Raw genomic sequence first — 19,477 nt, 5'->3', positions numbered from 1 at the left:
AAACGCCACCAACCCCCATATATTGTATATAAAATATAGCACACCAATTTAATGATGTGCTATTAAGAAATCATACATCAGGCTCGTTAGAATCGAGCAATGCTACAAACCTCTTCAGGAATATGCTTATACAAACAATTGTCTTCAGCAACGAAAATATCATAAGAATGGTAATCATGTTCAAGCGAACCGCCATAGTCTGCTATTTCAACTATTCCAACCTTTTCACTGCCATTGAATGTGAATCGAACCTTATCGCCTAACTTAAATTTCATCGGGGGCAAATCCCAATTTTTTGACACGAATCACACCTCCTTGTGAATTTTAATCGCTCTATTGTTTTGTTTATTTCACTGCTCATAAGACCACCTCTTTTTACAAATTATACCACACGAAAACAACGTACCACTAGATGTGATAAGGTGTTAAAAAATCATATATAAAGTCCTGTACATCAATATATGCCTGTTCTATATCGTCACGACTTTCCTTGAAGTGCTTACGGAATGTTCACCATTGTCCCTATCTACCTCTATCATGGCTCTGACAGTGTTCTATTGAAGCGTTAAACCAAATTCTGTATAGTAATGTCTAGCGTCATGTTGTTCGTTGGTGAACGTGTGACAAAACATTAAAAAACGATAGAGAATGATTCACTCTACCGCATATCATGACTTCTTATATTAGTTTGTATTTCATTCTAGGTCCTGCATAGCAATATATTAAAATGGTAAATAACCAAGGTCATCTAAAACATCGCTTAACACTAAATATAATTTATTTTTATCTCCAGTTAAACTCTTAACCACATTATCTTTATCAATAACATCAATAATCTCATGGTCATCACTGAATAACTCCGAACCATCTCCAACATCATTATTCGCAATGTACTCATTAACTATCAATTTAATTCTATCTTTTAATATCTTATCTCTTTTCTTCCTATTTTCTTCATTGAATTGATACGTTAATTTCGATTCAACCTTATTAGGTTTTACTTCTCTAATTTCTCGCTTAACATCACTAAACATTTGGATGTATTATAGATGAGTGGACATACCTCAGTTAAATCAATAGAATTGAGCATAAGAGAGGACGTGTTCGACCATGAGTCAAAAAAAGTACAATAAAGAATTTAAACAAACAGTAGTCGAGCTTTATCGCTCGGGTACCCCGGTCAATCAACTAGCTAGCGAATATGGTGTGTCAGAAGTCACGATTTATAAATGGATTAAACTCCATTCTCCAATTGAAGGGACTGGGGAGTTAACCACAGCTGAAATAGCCGCTATCCAGAAGGAAAACCTTCGCTTAAAACAAGAGGTAGATATCCTAAAAAAGGCTATGACCATATTCGCGCAAAAATAGAAGACCAAGAGCTGATTGACCACATTACGAAAGAAAGCGAACATCAACCCGTTCAATTGATGTGTCGCATTTTAAAGATGCCTAAAAGTACGTATTATCAATCATTTCATAAAAAGCCGAACATCTATCATGTCGCCAATGAAAAGCTACTCGCTCGTATTCGCGTTATTCATAAGGAAAGTGACGGCCGTTACGGTGCACCGAAAATATTTCAAATCCTTAAACAAGAGGGCTATACAGGCAGTATTGATCGTGTTCAACTCATTATGAGAAAAGCAGGCATTCGTTCAAACATTACAAAAAAGTACCGTCCGACGCCAACACAGAAACCAGTGGAAGAGCGTGAAAACGTTTTGGGACAAGACTTTACAACCGAAAACATCAATAAAAAATGGGTGGCAGATATTACGTATATCCACACAGTAAATGATGGTTGGTGTTATTTGGCGTCGGTATTAGATTGTCATACAAAGAAAATTGTTGGATATAAATTTGGTCGTAAAATGACGGTTGACCTAGTCTTAGAAGCACTTGATAACGCAGTAACAGCGCAAAATCCAGCGCCAGGACTCATTGTACACACGGATTTAGGTTCTCAATATACAAGTGAAGCTTTTGGCGAGCGCTTACAGAAATACGAAATGGTCTCATCATTCAGCCGAAAAGGTTGCCCATATGACAATGCGTGCATCGAATCATTTCACGCAACACTCAAAAAAGAAGAAGTATACCGAACGCGCTACAGCCACTTTGAAACCGCACGTGTAGCTTTATTTAAGTACATCGAAGGTTGGTACAATCGCAAGCGAATCCATGGTAGCATTGGTTATTTCACACCCGATGCATATGAGAAAATGTGCCGAGCAGCAGCGTAAAAGGGGTACAAAGAAATCTACCCCACCACATATTTCGGGCGCAACTTCCATGCATTTTCCGCTCTACATCTCGAGTAGACGGTCAAAGGCTCTTTTCACTTTGACGGGCTACTCGGGATGTGGAACACTCCAAAAATGGACGTTGCGCAACACAAAAAATTAACTTGAGTGTGTCTAAAATCTTGACGTAGATCCAATTTTTTGAAGATAGTCCATCATAGGTAATTCTGTGCTTTGTAAATTTGCTACTTTAAATGTACCAAAATCTTTTAAGTACATACTTTCTTCTTTTAACGACTTCCTATAAGTAGCATCTAATTTCAATTTCAATTGATTCTTCATATCAACAATATCTTTATACCTTAAATCTCTCGGATAATTTATATGGTATATAGATGAAATATCAAAAACATAATCTGTAGAATCATCCTTTAACAAAATAAAAGGTCTATCAAATGCCAATCTTACACCTAGTTCGAACATTACATTTGGATTCTTAGAACTAACATCAACAATTACAATATCATCAGAATAGATTCTTTGAATTATTGTTTTTTGAATTAATGTAGAATCCTCTGCTTCGCTAACCATATTTACTTCAACTTTATAATCCTTAAACTCACTCAATGCTTCTTCAATTATTTTTCTCACGTCACCCCAATGCCCTACAGGATAACCTTCAGTATTCGATATAGGCATTATTAAACCAACTTTTAATTTCTTTGTCTCAGTTTCCGTTTCACTTGATTCATTTTGTTTAGATTCAGCAACTATCTCTACCATAACTTACACCCCTTATATTATATTTATTCCATTATAAGACAAAAAGCGACCGTATTTCTATAAAAAGCGATATAGCCATTGCTTTAGAACAGAGAAGCAACCTGAGTGCAATCAATGCAACCAAGTGTCCATCAATCCAAATCTTGATGCGTTACAATTCTGTTCTAATCTATTTTATTCCACTAGCATTATCAACAGGAAATTAGTTCAATAATAAATGGACAAAAAATGACCACTTCAAAATTAAATTGAAGTAGTCAAACATTATCATATCGTCATTGGTAACAGCGTCACTTCGCTGTACTAACCATGATGAATATATTCATTGTAGATTTCAACTAAAAGCACAATATTTGTGGCACATAGATTTAGTGCATATCGAACAATCTTATCGGTTACTTCAACTTCAATTACTCCATCACCATGTGAATGTTTATTCCTTACGGTTGGTAAGCCACTTTCTAAAGTGTTACTTAATCCGCTAAAGTGCGTCTGCAAATAACTTGGAATAAATTCTTTATTCATCAAAGTTGAAATTAACTTTTTGGCATTATCACTTTGTTTATAAGAATAATTCATTTTTTCACAGATAATCTTCATTGTACTCTCAAATGATTTTCCTGCATTTGTGATAGCACCTTTTAGATTCCCGTTTTTATAATCTGAAAATGCTTGCATATATTCTATCGAAGCACTTTCAAAATCGTTTTCATGCAAAAGTTTGATAGCATCCACTACTATCTCTTGGTGAATAAACTTCCTATCAATTCTAATCAATTGCCCTTCAACAAATTCATAGCCAAATGAATTTTCAAGAAATATCTTATTTAATCTTTCAACAAATTCTTCATAGTCAAAGTCAATCTGAACATCCATTTCATCAAGTACCATTTCAAAAAAATATAAGGATTCTCCATCAGCAAGTTGAACAAACGCTTTATGAACCTTTTCACTTGAATATGAAACTGTTCTAAAATTCTTTCCAAATTCTATATTCATTTTAGTAAGAATACTTTTCCAAAAAGAACTTTGATAATTCCAACTAACACTTTCTTCTAAAACTTGTTCTACTAAAAAAATAAACTGATTCCTCAATCTATTAGAAACTTCCTAATATTGAAAAACATCATTTACCTCTTTAAAACCCATTTGCACTTGGAAATCATAAAAACTTCTCCCCATTATACCCTCCAAAAACACCTTTTTATGAAAATTATACCATCTATAAAAAAACCGTACCACTAACTGTGATACGGTGTTAAGAAGTCATATATTAAATGCCTGTACGCTCTCTCTATTTCGTCAAACTTTCTTTAAAGTGCTTGTGAAATGTTTTCCTATGTCAATACGCCCTTATAGCATGGCTCTGACAATAATTCATTTAAGCGTTAGACCAAATAGTCATGATTTGTGGCTCGTGGTGAACGTGTGACAATGCATAAAAAAACGATAGAGAATGATTCACTAATTCACTCTATCGCATGTATCGCATGGTTAATACTATTTTTTAGATATTTCTTTTCTCGCTTTCTCCCTCGCTTGTTCTCGCTCCATTTTACTTATCGCTTCAACTTTCTCACACATCAAGTCAATGATTAATGACTTTATTTGAAATAAGATTTTTTTCTCACCATAAAGCATAATACTTTCTAAACTTAAAAGACCTGATAATTCCTTATTACTTTTTTCTATGTTTTTAATGCTCTCGTCAAATCTTTCTTCCAAAGACATATAAAACTTTTTTATATCCCTAAGCCCACTTAGTATTGGATAAGATTCAACCTTAGTCGAAAATTTTATACTTTCTAAAATCCTTAGTCAAATATACATCCCCCTCATTTTACACAATAATATACATTACCAAAAAAGCACACCAATTAATGGTGTGCTTTTCTTAATCTATTCTTCTTTACTTTCTTCATCTAATTCCTCTAAAAACAATGTCTCTATATCTCCTAAGTACTCCTTAATTGTTTCGATTTTAGGAATTTCTACTTTTGGAGTATCTTGATTATTTTCGTCTTTTGATGGCGTTTGCTTATCAATATGTACTTCCGTACCCATTTGAATTAATTTTGACATATCCATAAAAGATTTTTCTAATGCACTTCTTTCTTCGGGGGCTAAAGGTCTTTCATGCAATTCTCCCATTCTCTTAATTGTATCAGCAATTAATAAATTTTTGATTTTCTCCATATGTTCTAACATCATTTGTTTGGATTCATCCGAGTGAGAATCTTTAATATCTTCCTCATCTTGTTTATTTCTTTTTAAATATTGATAAACACCATTCATGAAAATTGAAAACAATTTGAAACTTACAAACGAATCTAAGCCAATTAAGAACCACTCCGAACCAACATCAAAACCTACTAATTTTGCTTTTTTATTATTGCCGAACACTTGAGAGAAGATTCGATTCATTATTTTGGAGAAATTAGCCATATCATCAAAATATTCGAATTTAGGTAATTTAATTGCATAAACATTGTCGATGTTTAATTCGGTATTGTCTAATGCTATAGATATACTTGTTCTTAAAGATTTTATATCACGTCCAATAATCGATAATAATTCGGTAAAATCATAAATCATGTTACTAGACCATGCATAATCCGAACTTTTTTTCTTAAAATGTTCCAATCTTTCTAAATCACTATCAAAATAACCATTTATGTTATTATTCTCCAAGTCATCATATATTTTATTTGAAAGTTGATGTAAATTAATTTTGTCAAACTGTCCTGCTTCTAGAATTATCTCAATAGACACTTCTAGCTCACCTAAATTAGTATGTAATAATTTTAATCTCATTTTTTTCACCTCTAAACAATCATAACTCGCAAAGTGTTTTAGTAAATAGATTTAACCGTTTCTATCAAAAAGTTACCTTAGAATAAAACCATTCATCAAATGACTATTATCCATATGCCAATCTTAATCTATTCACTACAAAAACACACCAATCAATGATGCGCTAGTAAGAAATCATATATCAAGTGACTGTTTTCAATATATGCCCATTCAATATCATCTCGACATGCTTTGAAATGCTTGCGGAATGTTTTCCATTGGGCATCAGTCAACAACAACTTAATAGAGTTCTCGTTATCCGCTCCTTTTGCTTTTCTAATAAGGTCAATGTATTCCTTGCTACCTCGATTAGTTTCAACTGTGCGCTCATGGAAAAACGAAAAAGTCAGGCATGGAATAAACATTTCTTTTTGTAAGCGTTCCATTATGATTCTATTATTCAAGTTACTAAACTTCATATTGTCCTTTTCCTTAAAGAACAGTTTAACCTCAAAACGATTGGTGAAATTGCTTTCTAGTGCTTCATCTTCTGCTTTGCGGTCATAATGTGATTCACAAGCTGTTTTGTTTGGGTTAACTGTTGAACAAACAATGATGATATACCTACAAACTTAATGAAACTAAAAAAGCGAGCAATTTTGCTCACTTTTTAGAGAACTCTTATAAACTTCGCTTCCTAGTAAACATTTGTTCAAATAATTTGAAGAAATCATAATGCCCCTCTGTTTCAAGTTCAATCTCAATACTCTCAGTAAAGTTAGCTCCAAAGTCAGTAAACAGTTTTTGATAGGAAGCGTTCTTTAACATCTCAATGCGTCTTTCATTTAGTTCACGAATAGATTCTCCATCTTTTTTCAAACCACTTAAATAAATTGCATGGTGGCAATTTTGCAACTCATAAGAACGGTACGCTTCTAAAAATAAATTCCATTCTCTATCATTTAATGTATAATAATTCTGATTCACAAAAAAGTCCAAATTTCCCACTACACTCCTAAGATATTATAGTAATATGTTAACACTCCTTGTAGTCTATCGGAATCATGCGTTTTTGCTTTCCTACAGAATTTTATAGTAATTTTCTTTGAAAATAGCATAATAATATGTGATTTCAATCAATAAAATATCAAAAATTTCGAATTTCGTTACTTCTTGTGTCGATTAGTCCATTCAAGATGTTCATTGATTGCTGTGGCACGTTCAATTTCATTTTCGCAAACATGTAGCCATTAGCAATTGTTTCTCCTTTGTGATTTCCATTGTTTTATGTTCATCTGTAGCACTCTCAATGATGTCTAGAGCTTGATTGCAAACTTCTTGAGTTACTTTAGAGTTACGCAACATGAAACCAACTAATAGGATTGCTCTTTTAGTGAAAACTAAACCCTCTAACGTTTCAGTCGCTTTGCTCCTTACACTTTTACTAACGCATGTCGAGTTGTCATTATTTAAACATGGCTTTAGTCGCTTACGCTCCCTCCGCTCATGTTTAAACAATAACGAACTCAACATTTGTTGGTTTTCGCTTCTTCGAAGCAAAAACCGTTTTACATATCACTTTTCCTCTAGCAAGACAAAACAGTCGTAAGGCTATATATAGCTTATAGACCATTCTGTCTTACACGATTCAAAGTGTAGATTCTGCGCTGTTTTTTCTGTCCATTAGAATCTACAATATATTCTTTGGATTCAACAAACTCATAAGGATAACCTAAAGTAATCATCTCTCTGTTAGCTATCGAGATGCTCTTTATCGCCTTTTGTGTCTTGCTATTTTTCAACGACAATTGCTTTACAAGTTCTTTGGCTTCCTCAGAAGAAAACTTGTTATTAATATTTTCTTCTAGTATTGCTAGCCTAGCATTAGTATCCTCAAGATAATCGTGAATATATACCTTTCCTTGATAATCTAATAGGGATTTAATTTCTCCAAGATGACCATTGGGTTTCTGTACATACTTTTCGTATCTTTTTAAATTTACCGCTGCTTTAATATACTTCATATTATTCACTTTCACCGTTCCTAATCCATCTATAAAAAATATATCAGCTAGTTTTGAATACTTACTACTTGTTAATTTAGTAGCTCCATAGAAAAGCTTCCCCTGTTCTACACGATTATTTTCTTTCGAGATGAACCCACCTAATTGTCGATTAGTATAGTTCCTAAACAAGACATTAACCTTTTCCTCAACCTCATTGGACAATCGCTTTCTCCCTAAACATTGGAGAAATGTGTCAGTATCGAGCATATCAATTATTACATGTTGAACATCTAAATCTATAATGTTTACACCAACATCTAATGCAGAAGTAGCAATTAAAAACAACGTATCAAACTTCTCATTATTAATAATTGTGTCAACCTGTGCCTTATATACAAATTCAACATAGTCACTGTTTACTCCACAAACAAATGTAGCGTGTTGCTCATACTTTTTGAAAGTTTGATAAGCCTTTATGTCACTTTGAATAAAAATCATTGCCTTATGATTCTTTTTAAGTAACCAATCCATAGCTTTGTATAGTTGCTCGTCAGATTGGTAGGCTGAAAGTTTATCAACAAAACCATAATCTTGACTTAAAGAGTATTCGATGAGTTTCCTTTCTTTGTAGAAACGTTTAATATAGTTTAGTAATGTTCCACCTGTAGCACTTAAAAACAACGTGATAGCATGAGAGGTTGATAAAAGATGTTCTAACGACATGTCTGTATAATCATTGAAGTTTGCGTCATTAGTAAAGTAGTGCGATTCATCACAAACAATGTATTTGTAAGCGTTTAGCCAACCATTATTATTCCCATGATTATTACACTTAGCTTCAACAGTCTGATATAACTTAACCTCGATGTTTGTTATTCCTTCTTTTTCAAGAATAGCTTCAATCTGTTCCTTTAACTTTACTCTTGGAACAAGATATAGAATTAGCTCTCCATTTTGTTTTGCATACTCAGCTAGAACATTCTGAACGAAGTAGCTTTTACCACTCCCTGTTCCACTAGCGATACTAACCATATCACCTGCGTTCCAACTCTTGTACTCGTTTCCAATCAATTCTGTTACTTTCATTTCCTTTGTCTCCTCTGTGTAACAACGCTACACTAAAAGGCTATTTGACAACACATATTCAAAACCAAAACAAAAACACTCTTAAACTATTGTTTAAAAGTGTTTTCTAATCATCATTGTTATCTTTTCTATCCTAATAGACACCCAACAATAATAGAAGCCCTAGTACAATTTTAATAAATACGTATGACAAATAACCCATTAGTTAGGGCTGATATTTCGTATTTTATTATTTATCTATACTAGGCACATGCTCTATTAAAAGAGTGTCCGTTTGCTGTAAGTGCCTCAAAATTATATCTCTATTTATTATATATCAGATTACTATCATTTGAAAAGTTTTTCAGCTTCAAGTATCCTAACATTTTTTTCATTACTCCAACATGATGCCAAAGTTAAGAATACAGCTTTGTGCAAAAAGACTGACTACATCATAAAAAGAATCTAAGACATAGACAGCAATTAAAAATTATAGATACTCCCTCAAACCCTTAGCTACCTCTTCAACATCTATAAAGTTAAACAACCTTGATTAGATTACATGATTAACCCTTAGTAAGGCTACAAGTAATCCCTCAGCCCCTTCAATACATCGTCAGAGCTTATGCCTAGATAACGAGTTGTAGTTGATAAGCTTTTATGCGAAAGTGCCTTACTGATTAAAACAACATCTGCCCCCTTCTTCCTTAAGTTAGTTGCATACAACCTTCTAATAGCATGAGCACTGATATTGTTTAACTTGTATTTCTTAGCATAGTAAGAAAGCCTCTTAGTAATTGCACATGGTTTTGTTTCAACATCTAGAGAATCACCAAATTTACTTAAAAACACAACTTCATTTCGTTTCTTATAATGTTTACGAATGATATTATTTTGAGTTATCAAACGTTTCAAATACAGTGCTAATTCATCATCGAATGGCAATTTCAATACATCATGGTTCTTCATAATGTCACCTGTCAGTAGCAATGAGTTAGTCTTAAAGTCAATATGCTTCTCTTCTAACTGAATGAGTGTATTCATGCGAATACCTGTCTTATAGATAGTTAAAATGGCTACCGCATCACGAAACTGAATGAAATTCACCATATCAAGTAATGACAATAAGATTGACAATTGCTTCTCATCAGCAGGAAGTTTAATCTTGGTATCAACACGTATACGAACGTCTTTCCAAAAGTTTCTCGCTATCCATCCGTTATCGTAAAGTCGATTTAAAACAGCTTTAATGACACGTAGACGGCTTTGTTTCGATACATCTGAAATATCCCCTAAGCTCGCAAGCCAACCAAATATAGACTCCAATTTAATGTCATCTACGTATTCAATTTTCATTGCATCTACTAAACGATTAAAAGTATAAATATATTCACTGATTGTCGCTTTACGAACGCCCGATAGACGCATTTGCTCTTTCACAATTAACAAAGCACTATTAATTTCTACACCTTTCTTACCCTCATGTAATTCAGCTACATCAATCATTAGCTTTGGTGGAGTAATCAGTATCGTGTCTTCCTCTTTAAACGTACCCTCAAAACTTGGTAGCTGTATAGCTTCTGTCACATCTTCTAAATCAAAAATCCCTGTACGCTGACCTTTTCTAGACAAATAAAAAACCTCCTAACAACTGAATGTTAGAAGGTAATTTTATTGCGATATTTGAAATGCGTTCTATTCCCTATTCTATTCCCTAAATCCACAAATCAATTACTTGCTTGTCCCCAAAACATCATTCTCTTCTAGGAACTTCGTATTGAATTGCGCAGATTTAAACACGTCATTGTTCATCAATGCTTCGTGGAACGGAATTGTTGTATTGATACCAGGACCAGATACTTCAAATTCGCTAAGCGCACGATTCATTTTCGCAATCGCTTCTTCACGTGTATTGGCATGAACAATTAGTTTGGCAACCATTGAATCATAGTATGGTGGAATTGTATAGCCAGCATATACTGCAGAGTCAATACGTACACCATAGCCTCCTGGAGTTACGTAAGTATCTACAGTACCAGCTGATGGCATGAAGTTTTTATAAGCATTTTCTGCGTTAATACGGCACTCAATTGCCCAACCATTTAATTTAATATCATCTTGAGTGAAAGGAAGTTTTTCACCAGATGCAATTTTTAATTGTTGTTGTACAAGATCTACACCAGAAATCATTTCAGTTACTGGGTGCTCTACTTGGATACGAGTATTCATTTCCATGAAGTAGAATTTATCTTCTCGATAGTCATAAATAAACTCGATTGTTCCAGCACCTTCATAGTTACAAGCTTCTGCAGCTTTTACTGCTGCTGCACCCATTTCAGCACGACGCTCAGAAGATAGAGCTGGAGATGGAGCTTCCTCTACTAATTTCTGCATACGGCGTTGAACTGTACAGTCACGTTCACCTAAATGTACAACGTTACCATAGCCATCCGCTAATACTTGGATTTCACAGTGACGGAAGTACTCGATGAACTTTTCTAAATATACGCCAGGGTTACCGAATGCTGCAGCAGCCTCTTTTTGCGTAATTTCAATGCCTTTTACAAGGTCTTCTTCTGTACGAGCTACACGGATACCTTTACCGCCACCACCAGCAGTTGCTTTGATGATCACTGGGTAACCAATTTTAGCGGCCCATTCTTTACCTGTTTCGATATCTGGAACGATACCAGTACCCGGAACAAGTGGAACACCTGCTGCTTCCATTGTTGTACGTGCAACGTCTTTAATACCCATAATTTTAATAGAATCTGATGAAGGTCCAATGAACTTAATGCCTGCGTTTTCACAAGCTTCAGCGAAGTCAGCGTTTTCAGATACAAAACCGTAACCTGGGTGGATACCGTCTGCACCAGTTTTTTCTGCTACGCTAAGTAAAGCTGGGAAGCTAAGATATGAATCTTTTGATAGCTTTGGCCCGATACAATATGCTTCGTCTGCTAATTTCACATGTAATGCGTCTGCGTCTGCTTCTGAGTACACGGCAACAGATTGAATGCCTAACTCCTTACAAGCACGAATGATGCGCACAGCGATTTCGCCGCGGTTTGCAATTAAAACTTTTTTCATAGTTGTGCACTCCTTACTCAGCTTTTACAAGGAATAATGGTTGACCGTATTCTACTAATTCACCGTCTTTAACAAGTACTTCAACGATTTCCCCTTGAACTTCTGCTTCAATTTCGTTGAATAGTTTCATAGCTTCTACGATACATACAATTGTTTCATTACCAACTTTGTCCCCCACTTTAACGTAAGCTGGTGAATCTGGGTTTGGAGATTGATAAAAAGTCCCAACCATCGGCGATACAATTTTATGTAACGATGGGTCGTTATTTGTTGCTGATGCAGCTGGTGTTTCTTCAGCTTTTGCTGGTGCTGGAGTAGCTGGTGCTACAGGTGCAGACTGTTGCACAACAGGTGCGGCTACTTCTTTTTTAGGTGCTACAGTTTCAGTAACAACTACACCATTCTTTTTTAATTTAACTTTTGCGCCATCTACTTCGTAAACGAACTCGTCAATTGAAGAAGAATCTACTAATTTGATAATTTCGCGAATTTCTTGAATTTTGAACATTTCTAACTCTCCTTATGAAATAAAATCTACTACAAACACTATTTTATATTTTTTTCGAACAATTTGAAATACTTTAATGCAAATTAAGTAAATATGAACAAAATAAAAGGCTTTCCTTTACTAAACGAAAGCCTTTTCATTATACTGATATATAACAATAGTTATTTAATAGACAGAAAATTCATCTTTTTCTTTCTATTTTTTCAATAGTTATTTGCGCTGAATTTTACTTGGACGTCATTTGCGCCTTCCATCTCTGTTTTTACCAAATAAATAATTTCATTTGCTTGAGCTTTTGATAGCTCCTCCGCCATAACAGTTACCGATACTTTATCACCATCTGCTTTTACAAACGCATCGGAGTAACCTGAAGATTTAATAAGCATTTCTAACATCGCTTCAGAGGATTCTTGTTTTATAAGGTTATCCATATCATTATAAGCCTTACTTTTTTCTTCTGCTGTGTAATCTTTTGAACCGATCTTCGTTGTTAATTGTTCACGAAGCTGGCTTCTTTCATCACTAACTTGCATGCGCATTTCTTCAAATAAATGACTTGGAGAAGATACTTCCTTCGTCTCTCCCTCTTTCGCTGCTTCTTGATCAGTCACACCCGTTACCGCAGTTTGCTGTAATGAGTCATCTGTGAAAATAGTTAGTCCATTAAATTGTTTTGCTGGATCAACCAAATAATACACTGAGATAACCGCTACTAGACTTAATAATGTCATAAACCAAACTGTTCTTCTACGTACGCGCATTTACTTTTCCTCCTTATTCTCCATTGGAACGATAATAATTCGATGAATCGGCAATTGCATTACTTGACTAACAACAGCACGAATTTCATTTTTCACAAAGATATCTGCTGCTCCTTCTGAAACAATTAGCATCCCTGTTACTTCTTTCGTGCCTTGTTCAGTTCCTCGAAAATATTGACTGAATAGTTTATTGTCATCCTTCGCATCTGTCATATCTCCGTAATAAAAATAGACTTTAACCTCCCCAACACCTTTCATAGCCTTCAGTGTCTGCTCAAGTTTTTCTTCATTGGTCATCGATGTTACTTGCCCATTCGTTGTATTCGTTTGATACATTGGTAAAATGATGAAAATTCCCACGGAGGCAGCGATAAGCATTAAGACTATAAATGACGTTGTTTTTTTTCGTTTCTTTTCCACATCACTTGTACATTGCCTCCTTTCATCTTCTCTTTTTCAAGTGTATGTACGCTTGTTTCCTCCTATGAATTGATAAATGGAATCTTTAATAGCAATTGCAAAAATACTAACGTAATAACAAGCTTTGTAAGTGAAATTATTTCTTTATCTTCTGTTAGAAACACAAATATTTGACAAATAAAGAGCATTGCCAATAAAAGAATCAATCTATCTCCCCCCAGCCATAACTTGCACAAAAACGATGAGGAATAAACAAGAAAACATAAATGAAAAAGCAATTAGAAATGATACAGCACACAATGTAAATAGAGATTTACTAACATGATCAAGTAGTTTACAAATATCATCAAAAGCAATTGGTTCTAAAATAGCAGCTAACATTTTCAATGAATAGGCACTGACAACAAGCTGAACTGTTGGAATGAACGACACGGTAATAACTGCTATAAATGCAGAAATACTAGTAATAGAAGAGGAAAATTGTGTCATATGTTGGAACATCGAAAAACTATCTACTATAAAGGAACCAACAACCGGAATATTTTCCTCTATTAATTTCTTCACAGGCTCTGCAACAGCTGCATTGACACTAAATGCGGCAACACCACTCGCCGACATTAAAATAATGTAACAAATAACAGATGCTGAGACGATGCTCATAATGGTAAAACGAATCAATTCAGCAATTCTCGTAAACGAAATTTCTTTAACAATGACACTGCAGACATCAAATACAATGGCAAAAAGCACTCCCGGAATAAGCCATTTACTACTAATAATCGTTAAGACTTGTACAAAAAAAAGTAAAAAAGGCTGCCAAGAAGCAATCGCTGTAATACTGCTTGATAAAAGAAAGCTTGAAGTAAGAATGGGATAAAATGCAGTAAATATATGAGCAAGTCCCTGTGCTATTTCGTCTATTAATTTAAAGGAATTCACAACGACAGGTCCTATTGTTGCAAGTACAATAAGAAAAAAAAGTATCCTTGTCCCTTTTTCAAATTCTGGTAAAATCATATTGACAATCAAAATAATAATGACGTAGCTACACAAAATAAGCGTCATCTTCAGCAATAGAAAGAATGGATCAGTTAAAAACGAAAATATTTGCTCCAGCAATGTCTTCGCCCCTTAGTTTAGCCGGTGTAAAATGGCCGACACCTCCTGTAAAACAGCCAAAAATTCCTTAAACCAGTACAACAAAATAACAATCTTGACCCCATCATAGACAATATGACCGAGTACTTTATAGCTTTGTTCTACAAGTAAAAAAGACACCCATTGCCCTATATAAAAAAGGCTCGCACTTACTACAATTGCTTTCGCATAAGGCAAAAAAGCTAATGTCTCAAGCAATTGCTTGATGAATGGCAATAGGAGTGTCGAAAACAACATACTGAACAACAAAAACGAAAACATTACACTAATTAGCGCATGGAGTGGCTTTATGACTTCTTTTATAAGCATTAATAAAAGCAGCATGACAACAGCTATGATGACAATTTCCATTTACATTACCCAGAAGAGGTCAGCCATTGAAAGAATGTAAGGATTTCATTGAAAAATAGACGTAAAAATCGCAGTAATTCCGCTGTCATATATAAGTAGGCAATGAAAAATAGGAAAAATGAAAATTCTTTCTTTCCTGTTTGATCAAAGAAGACATGAAGAAGCGCAACTACTAGTCCCACTCCAGCGACTCTTAATACGTCTTGTAATTCCATTTCATACGCCCCCTCGTGTACAGCAATATATGTTGCTACACTAAAAAAAAGACCTCTATACATACGTATAGAGATCTTAGTATTTTTATGAATCTTTAACTTCTTTCAACGGATGTTTGGAAACCCGCTGAAAAGCAACTTAAGCTCACCACCTATAGAGGTGGGAAACTAGCTGAAAGAAGTTAAAGTAACTTTTCAACGATGTTTTTGACAGTACCTGGTTGTTGCACTAAATAGCTATTTTCGCCCATCCACATCGATAAATATTCGGCTTTGCCCTGTTTTGCACTTTCTTTACGAATAGTTGCAGTTAGATCATTTTGCAATGGATAAGGTGCTACAATAGCATCCTTCATACGTTCCGTAAAACCATTCACTAAGCCTCTTGCTGGTTTACCAGAAAAAGCACGAGTAATTGTCGTCTGCTGTTCTTTTGATTGAAGCACGGCATTTTTATAGAGAGGTGAAATTTCACACTCATCTGCTACTAATAAGGCTGTACCAATTTGAACTGCTTGTGCACCTATTGCTAGTACTTTGTTTACATCTTCCTTCGTCACAATACCTCCAGCAGCAATAATCGGTATGGAAATTTGTCCTACTACATGCTGCAGTAAATCATGCAAATCAATTAATTGCATAGGTTCCGTGAAAGAACCACGATGACCACCAGCTTCCCCACCCTGAAGGACAACAGCTTGCATTCCTGCTTGTTCTACACGCTTTGCTTCCTCTAATGTAGTAGCTGTACCAATAACATACACATTGTTGTCCTTTAAACGATGAATGACATCTGCTGAAGGAATGCCAAACGTAAAGGAACAAATGGCTACATTTTCATCAAGAACAGCTTGTACTTGTTCTTCAAATACTTCCTTGGACGTGACACTTTGTACAGGTGAAAGTCCAAGCTCATCATAAAACGGTTGTAAAGCCATTCGAGCTTTTTGAAGTACATCAATATCAATACGTGGCTCTTCCTGGACAAATAAATTAACTGCAAACGGCTTTTTCGTTAGCTTTTTAACTCCCTGAATAAAACTTCTCGTTTGCTCCCCATCTAAATAGCCCGCCCCAATAGAGCCTAAAATACCTTCCTCTGCACAGGCAGCCACAAATTTTGGCGTAGTTACACCAGCCATCGGTGCCTGTATTATTGGATATGGTATCTCAAAAGTTGTTTGTAACATAGCATTCACTCCTTATTATTATTGTAAACAACTCTTCCAAATATGACCATATACCAAATGATAGAAACAATTTTTATACTAGTAAAAAGGACTGTTATTTCTCTATCTATTGTCACAAAGTTCAATTGCTTTAACTTCATATGTATAAATAAAAACCTACCCTTTTGTTAGAAAAGAGTAGGCTGTATATTTTTATTCATTACGCACGAGAAACGTAAGAAGCTTCTTCTGTATTGATGATTAACTTGTCACCTTGGTTTACGAAGAATGGCACTTGTACAATAAGACCTGTTTCAAGAGTTGCTGGTTTTGTACCACCAGAAGCTGTATCACCTTTAATACCAGGCTCTGTTTCTGTTACTTCTAGCTCAACAGTGTTCGGTAATTCAACACCTAGCATTTCACTTTGGTATGATTGAATATGAACTTCCATGTTTTCTTTTAGGAATTTTAATTCATATTCAATCGCAGCTGAAGCAAGTTCAGTTTGCTCATATGATTCTAAGTCCATGAAAACATGCTCGTCACCTTGTGCATAAAGGTATTGCATTTTACGGTTATCAATTTGTGCTTTTTCAACTTTCTCACCAGCACGGAAAGTTTTTTCGTTTACTGAACCGTTACGTAGGTTACGTAATTTAGAGCGTACGAACGCAGCACCTTTACCTGGTTTAACGTGTTGGAAATCTAACACGCGATATAATTGGCCATCTACAATAATAGTTAGACCTGTACGGAAATCGTTTACTGAAATCATTTGTGTTCCTCCATAGTTTACAAAATAATAAGTTCTTTTGACGAATGAGTTAGTAGTTCATTACCTGTCTCTGTGATTAAAATATCGTCCTCGATACGTAAACCACCGATTCCTGGTAAATACACTCCTGGTTCAATCGTTACGGCCATACCTGGCTCTAGCACCGCTTCAGAGCGCATCGATAAGCCAGGGCCTTCATGTACTTCAAGACCAATCCCGTGTCCTAAAGAATGACCAAATGCTGCGCCATAGCCTTTTTCTGTTAAGTAGTTACGTGCAATCGCATCTGCTTGAATCCCTGTTAAGCCAGGGCCTACCTTTTCAAGTGCTAAAAGCTGGGAAGCAAGTACTGCGTTGTACATATCCACTAATTTTTCAGACGGCTCGCCAACTGCCACAGTACGAGTAATATCCGAGATATAGCCATTGTACAGCGCTCCATAATCTAATGTAACAAAGTCGCCTTTTTCAATCACTTTATTCGTTGCAACGCCATGTGGTAAAGCTGAGCGAAGACCCGACGCAACAATTATATCAAACGAGGACTGAGTTGCTCCTTGTTTACGCATGAAAAATTCTAATTCATTCGAAACCTCAAGCTCTGTTTTACCTGGCTTAATGAAGTTTAAGATATGTGTATATGCGTGATCAGCAATTTCACACGCAACCTTAATAATATTAATCTCTTGTTGCGTCTTAATCAAGCGAATTTTTTCAATTAGCCCAGAAATCGGTACTAAATCTGCTTGAATTTTATTTTTATACAGCTCATATGTGCCATAGCTAACAGTATCTTTCTCAAAGCCCAATAATTTGATACCCATGTTGTTTACTTGCGTTGCAATTTCTTCAATGATCGTCGCCTCATGCTTTACAATTCGGAAGCCCTGTACTTGCGCAGCCGCTTGCTCTGTATAACGAAAATCCGTGATAAACACAGCATCATTTTGAGACACAATCGCTACACCCGCTGTCCCTGTAAAACCAGTCATATAACGTCGGTTAAACTCGTTCGTAATTAAAATGCCATCGATACTTTGCTCCTGAAGTGCCTTACGTAGCTTTTGTAATTTCAACATAATCAATTCTCCCTCTCGATAAATGTGCGTAGTGCCAGTTCATAGCCTTTCGTACCTAGTCCACTGATTTGACCAAGGCATGCCGGTGCGAGATAAGAATGATGACGGAAAGCCTCACGTTTATGGATATTTGAAATATGTACTTCTATAACCGGCACAGAAATTCCTGCAATTGCATCATGTAACGCGATGCTTGTATGGGTATATGCACCAGGATTAAAGATAATACCATCATATTTTTCGTCCTCTGCTTCATGCACCCAATCAACAAGTACCCCTTCATGATTAGATTGACGAAACTCGACAGTGGCACCTAAAGACGCCGCAAGATTCTGAACATTGTTTTTCACATCTTCTAATGTCTCATAACCATAAATATGTGGCTCTCGTTTACCTAGCCGATTTAAATTAGGTCCATTCAAACATAATAACTTCACGCATATTCGCCTCTTTCTATGTACTTGCCATTATTTTATCATACAAGACTCATACAGCAACTAATTTCCTTTTTGTGCTGTGTGCTCTTTCTGATGAAAATTCGCAGTTTCAAGCAAGAAACGTAATAGACAAATCACGATGACTATGAAAGGGATCGATAGTTTTTTAAAGGAAGAAGATTGTAAAGGTAAATCAAGAACAATCCATTCTAATGTGATGGACAAAAAAAGGCCGAGCAAAAAAGAAGATAGCACAGCTGGGATAATATAGACATATCTCAATGTAATAAATAATATAAATCCAATAAAAAATAAGACTAGGATGAGAAAGCTCCATTGAAATAGTTTTGAACTACCTTCAAATATATCCCACTTCTTATAAAAACCTATTGGATTCCATTTAATGAGTTGAAAGTATTGAAGTCCCTTTAAACACAATGCTAAAACAAGTGCACTGACGAGCGATGTAATACTAGCTACTTTCAAGCAAAATCCTCCTAACTTGTACCACGAGTTTATTTTCAAACGTTAATCATTTCCTAAACTGTACGATTAGTGTAACCATATAGAAATTTTACTATGCGTAACTCTAGAGGTTTTTCACTAAATTTAGTACAA

24 protein-coding genes are annotated in these 19,477 nt (G+C 35.2%); 1 reads left to right on the top strand and 23 read right to left on the bottom strand.

Annotation, left to right across the window (positions count from 1 at the left end; genetic code table 11):
• Positions 1 to 86 precede the first annotated feature (86 nt).
• Both ACQKOF_RS12060 and ACQKOF_RS12055 read right to left on the bottom strand, forming a co-directional pair.
• Positions 87 to 275: a hypothetical protein gene (locus tag ACQKOF_RS12060; protein WP_427557258.1), complete on the bottom strand. Its 189-nt coding sequence runs from the start codon at positions 273 to 275 to the stop codon at positions 87 to 89.
• Positions 276 to 722: 447 nt separating this feature from the next.
• Positions 723 to 1,034 carry a hypothetical protein gene (locus tag ACQKOF_RS12055; RefSeq protein WP_427557111.1) on the bottom strand — a complete coding sequence of 104 codons (312 nt, stop codon included), beginning with the start codon at positions 1,032 to 1,034 and terminating at the stop codon, positions 723 to 725.
• A gap of 76 nt (positions 1,035 to 1,110) precedes the next feature.
• Between ACQKOF_RS12055 and ACQKOF_RS12050 the strand changes: the two genes are divergently transcribed.
• Positions 1,111 to 2,246 (top strand): IS3 family transposase gene (locus tag ACQKOF_RS12050; RefSeq protein ID WP_427557108.1). Its coding sequence is split into 2 segments (ribosomal slippage): positions 1,111 to 1,336 and positions 1,336 to 2,246, totalling 1,137 coding nucleotides; the frame shifts between segments, so codons are not numbered across the junction.
• A gap of 174 nt (positions 2,247 to 2,420) precedes the next feature.
• Here the strand turns inward: ACQKOF_RS12050 and ACQKOF_RS12045 are convergent.
• The 21 genes from ACQKOF_RS12045 to ACQKOF_RS11945 form a co-directional block, all read right to left on the bottom strand.
• A complete protein-coding gene (locus tag ACQKOF_RS12045) occupies positions 2,421 to 3,029 on the bottom strand; it encodes a hypothetical protein (RefSeq protein ID WP_427557105.1) in 609 nt (202 codons plus the stop codon).
• Between the two features lie 303 nt (positions 3,030 to 3,332).
• On the bottom strand, positions 3,333 to 4,124 hold the full coding sequence (locus ACQKOF_RS12040) for an STM4504/CBY_0614 family protein (protein ID WP_427557102.1): 792 nt from the start codon (positions 4,122 to 4,124) through the stop codon (positions 3,333 to 3,335).
• A 405-nt stretch (positions 4,125 to 4,529) separates the two neighbouring features.
• Entirely contained in the window at positions 4,530 to 4,760 is a 231-nt protein-coding gene (locus ACQKOF_RS12035) for a hypothetical protein (protein WP_427557100.1), read from the bottom strand.
• A 168-nt stretch (positions 4,761 to 4,928) separates the two neighbouring features.
• A complete protein-coding gene (locus tag ACQKOF_RS12030; RefSeq protein WP_427557098.1) occupies positions 4,929 to 5,843 on the bottom strand; it encodes a hypothetical protein in 915 nt (304 codons plus the stop codon).
• Positions 5,844 to 5,995: 152 nt separating this feature from the next.
• Positions 5,996 to 6,301 carry a hypothetical protein gene (locus tag ACQKOF_RS12025; protein ID WP_427557095.1) on the bottom strand — a complete coding sequence of 102 codons (306 nt, stop codon included), beginning with the start codon at positions 6,299 to 6,301 and terminating at the stop codon, positions 5,996 to 5,998.
• Positions 6,302 to 6,503: 202 nt separating this feature from the next.
• Entirely contained in the window at positions 6,504 to 6,821 is a 318-nt protein-coding gene (locus ACQKOF_RS12020; RefSeq protein ID WP_427557092.1) for a hypothetical protein, read from the bottom strand.
• A 623-nt stretch (positions 6,822 to 7,444) separates the two neighbouring features.
• The gene (locus ACQKOF_RS12015; RefSeq protein ID WP_427557089.1) at positions 7,445 to 8,914 is read right to left on the bottom strand and encodes a DEAD/DEAH box helicase family protein; all 1,470 of its coding nucleotides are present in this window, start codon (positions 8,912 to 8,914) and stop codon (positions 7,445 to 7,447) included.
• Between the two features lie 561 nt (positions 8,915 to 9,475).
• Positions 9,476 to 10,525: a tyrosine-type recombinase/integrase gene (locus ACQKOF_RS12010; protein ID WP_427557087.1), complete on the bottom strand. Its 1,050-nt coding sequence runs from the start codon at positions 10,523 to 10,525 to the stop codon at positions 9,476 to 9,478.
• A gap of 99 nt (positions 10,526 to 10,624) precedes the next feature.
• Entirely contained in the window at positions 10,625 to 11,983 is a 1,359-nt protein-coding gene (accC, locus tag ACQKOF_RS12005) for an acetyl-CoA carboxylase biotin carboxylase subunit (protein WP_427557085.1), read from the bottom strand.
• Positions 11,984 to 11,996: 13 nt separating this feature from the next.
• On the bottom strand, positions 11,997 to 12,491 hold the full coding sequence (gene accB / locus ACQKOF_RS12000) for an acetyl-CoA carboxylase biotin carboxyl carrier protein (protein WP_427557082.1): 495 nt from the start codon (positions 12,489 to 12,491) through the stop codon (positions 11,997 to 11,999).
• Between the two features lie 203 nt (positions 12,492 to 12,694).
• Positions 12,695 to 13,252, bottom strand: coding sequence for a SpoIIIAH-like family protein (locus ACQKOF_RS11995; RefSeq protein WP_427557080.1), 558 nt, complete (start codon positions 13,250 to 13,252; stop codon positions 12,695 to 12,697).
• Positions 13,253 to 13,672, bottom strand: coding sequence for a hypothetical protein (locus ACQKOF_RS11990; RefSeq protein ID WP_427557077.1), 420 nt, complete (start codon positions 13,670 to 13,672; stop codon positions 13,253 to 13,255).
• 62 nt (positions 13,673 to 13,734) lie between these two features.
• Positions 13,735 to 13,878 (bottom strand): hypothetical protein, encoded by a 144-nt coding sequence (locus ACQKOF_RS11985; protein WP_199777723.1) that lies wholly within the window; start codon positions 13,876 to 13,878, stop codon positions 13,735 to 13,737.
• Position 13,879: 1 nt separating this feature from the next.
• The gene (locus tag ACQKOF_RS11980) at positions 13,880 to 14,791 is read right to left on the bottom strand and encodes a stage III sporulation protein AE (RefSeq protein ID WP_370043025.1); all 912 of its coding nucleotides are present in this window, start codon (positions 14,789 to 14,791) and stop codon (positions 13,880 to 13,882) included.
• Between the two features lie 12 nt (positions 14,792 to 14,803).
• Positions 14,804 to 15,181, bottom strand: coding sequence for a hypothetical protein (locus ACQKOF_RS11975; protein ID WP_427557073.1), 378 nt, complete (start codon positions 15,179 to 15,181; stop codon positions 14,804 to 14,806).
• Positions 15,182 to 15,186: 5 nt separating this feature from the next.
• Complete coding sequence (locus ACQKOF_RS11970; protein ID WP_012295089.1) at positions 15,187 to 15,396, bottom strand: hypothetical protein; 210 nt, start codon at positions 15,394 to 15,396, stop codon at positions 15,187 to 15,189.
• A 182-nt stretch (positions 15,397 to 15,578) separates the two neighbouring features.
• Positions 15,579 to 16,586 (bottom strand): NAD(P)H-dependent flavin oxidoreductase, encoded by a 1,008-nt coding sequence (locus ACQKOF_RS11965; protein ID WP_427557071.1) that lies wholly within the window; start codon positions 16,584 to 16,586, stop codon positions 15,579 to 15,581.
• A 199-nt stretch (positions 16,587 to 16,785) separates the two neighbouring features.
• Positions 16,786 to 17,343, bottom strand: a complete 558-nt coding sequence (gene efp / locus ACQKOF_RS11960) for an elongation factor P (RefSeq protein WP_427557068.1) — start codon at positions 17,341 to 17,343, stop codon at positions 16,786 to 16,788.
• A 17-nt stretch (positions 17,344 to 17,360) separates the two neighbouring features.
• Entirely contained in the window at positions 17,361 to 18,422 is a 1,062-nt protein-coding gene (locus tag ACQKOF_RS11955; protein WP_370043021.1) for a M24 family metallopeptidase, read from the bottom strand.
• A 2-nt stretch (positions 18,423 to 18,424) separates the two neighbouring features.
• A complete protein-coding gene (gene aroQ / locus ACQKOF_RS11950; protein ID WP_053483682.1) occupies positions 18,425 to 18,859 on the bottom strand; it encodes a type II 3-dehydroquinate dehydratase in 435 nt (144 codons plus the stop codon).
• 60 nt (positions 18,860 to 18,919) lie between these two features.
• Complete coding sequence (locus ACQKOF_RS11945) at positions 18,920 to 19,345, bottom strand: hypothetical protein (protein WP_427557065.1); 426 nt, start codon at positions 19,343 to 19,345, stop codon at positions 18,920 to 18,922.
• Positions 19,346 to 19,477: the final 132 nt, after the last annotated feature.

Origin of the sequence: Lysinibacillus sp. NPDC093190, from assembly GCF_050280425.1 — a bacterium.
Classification (GTDB): Bacteria; Bacillota; Bacilli; order Bacillales_A; family Planococcaceae; genus Lysinibacillus.
Note: the sequence above shows the minus strand (reverse complement) of the source record. Positions and strands in the feature narration are given on the sequence as shown.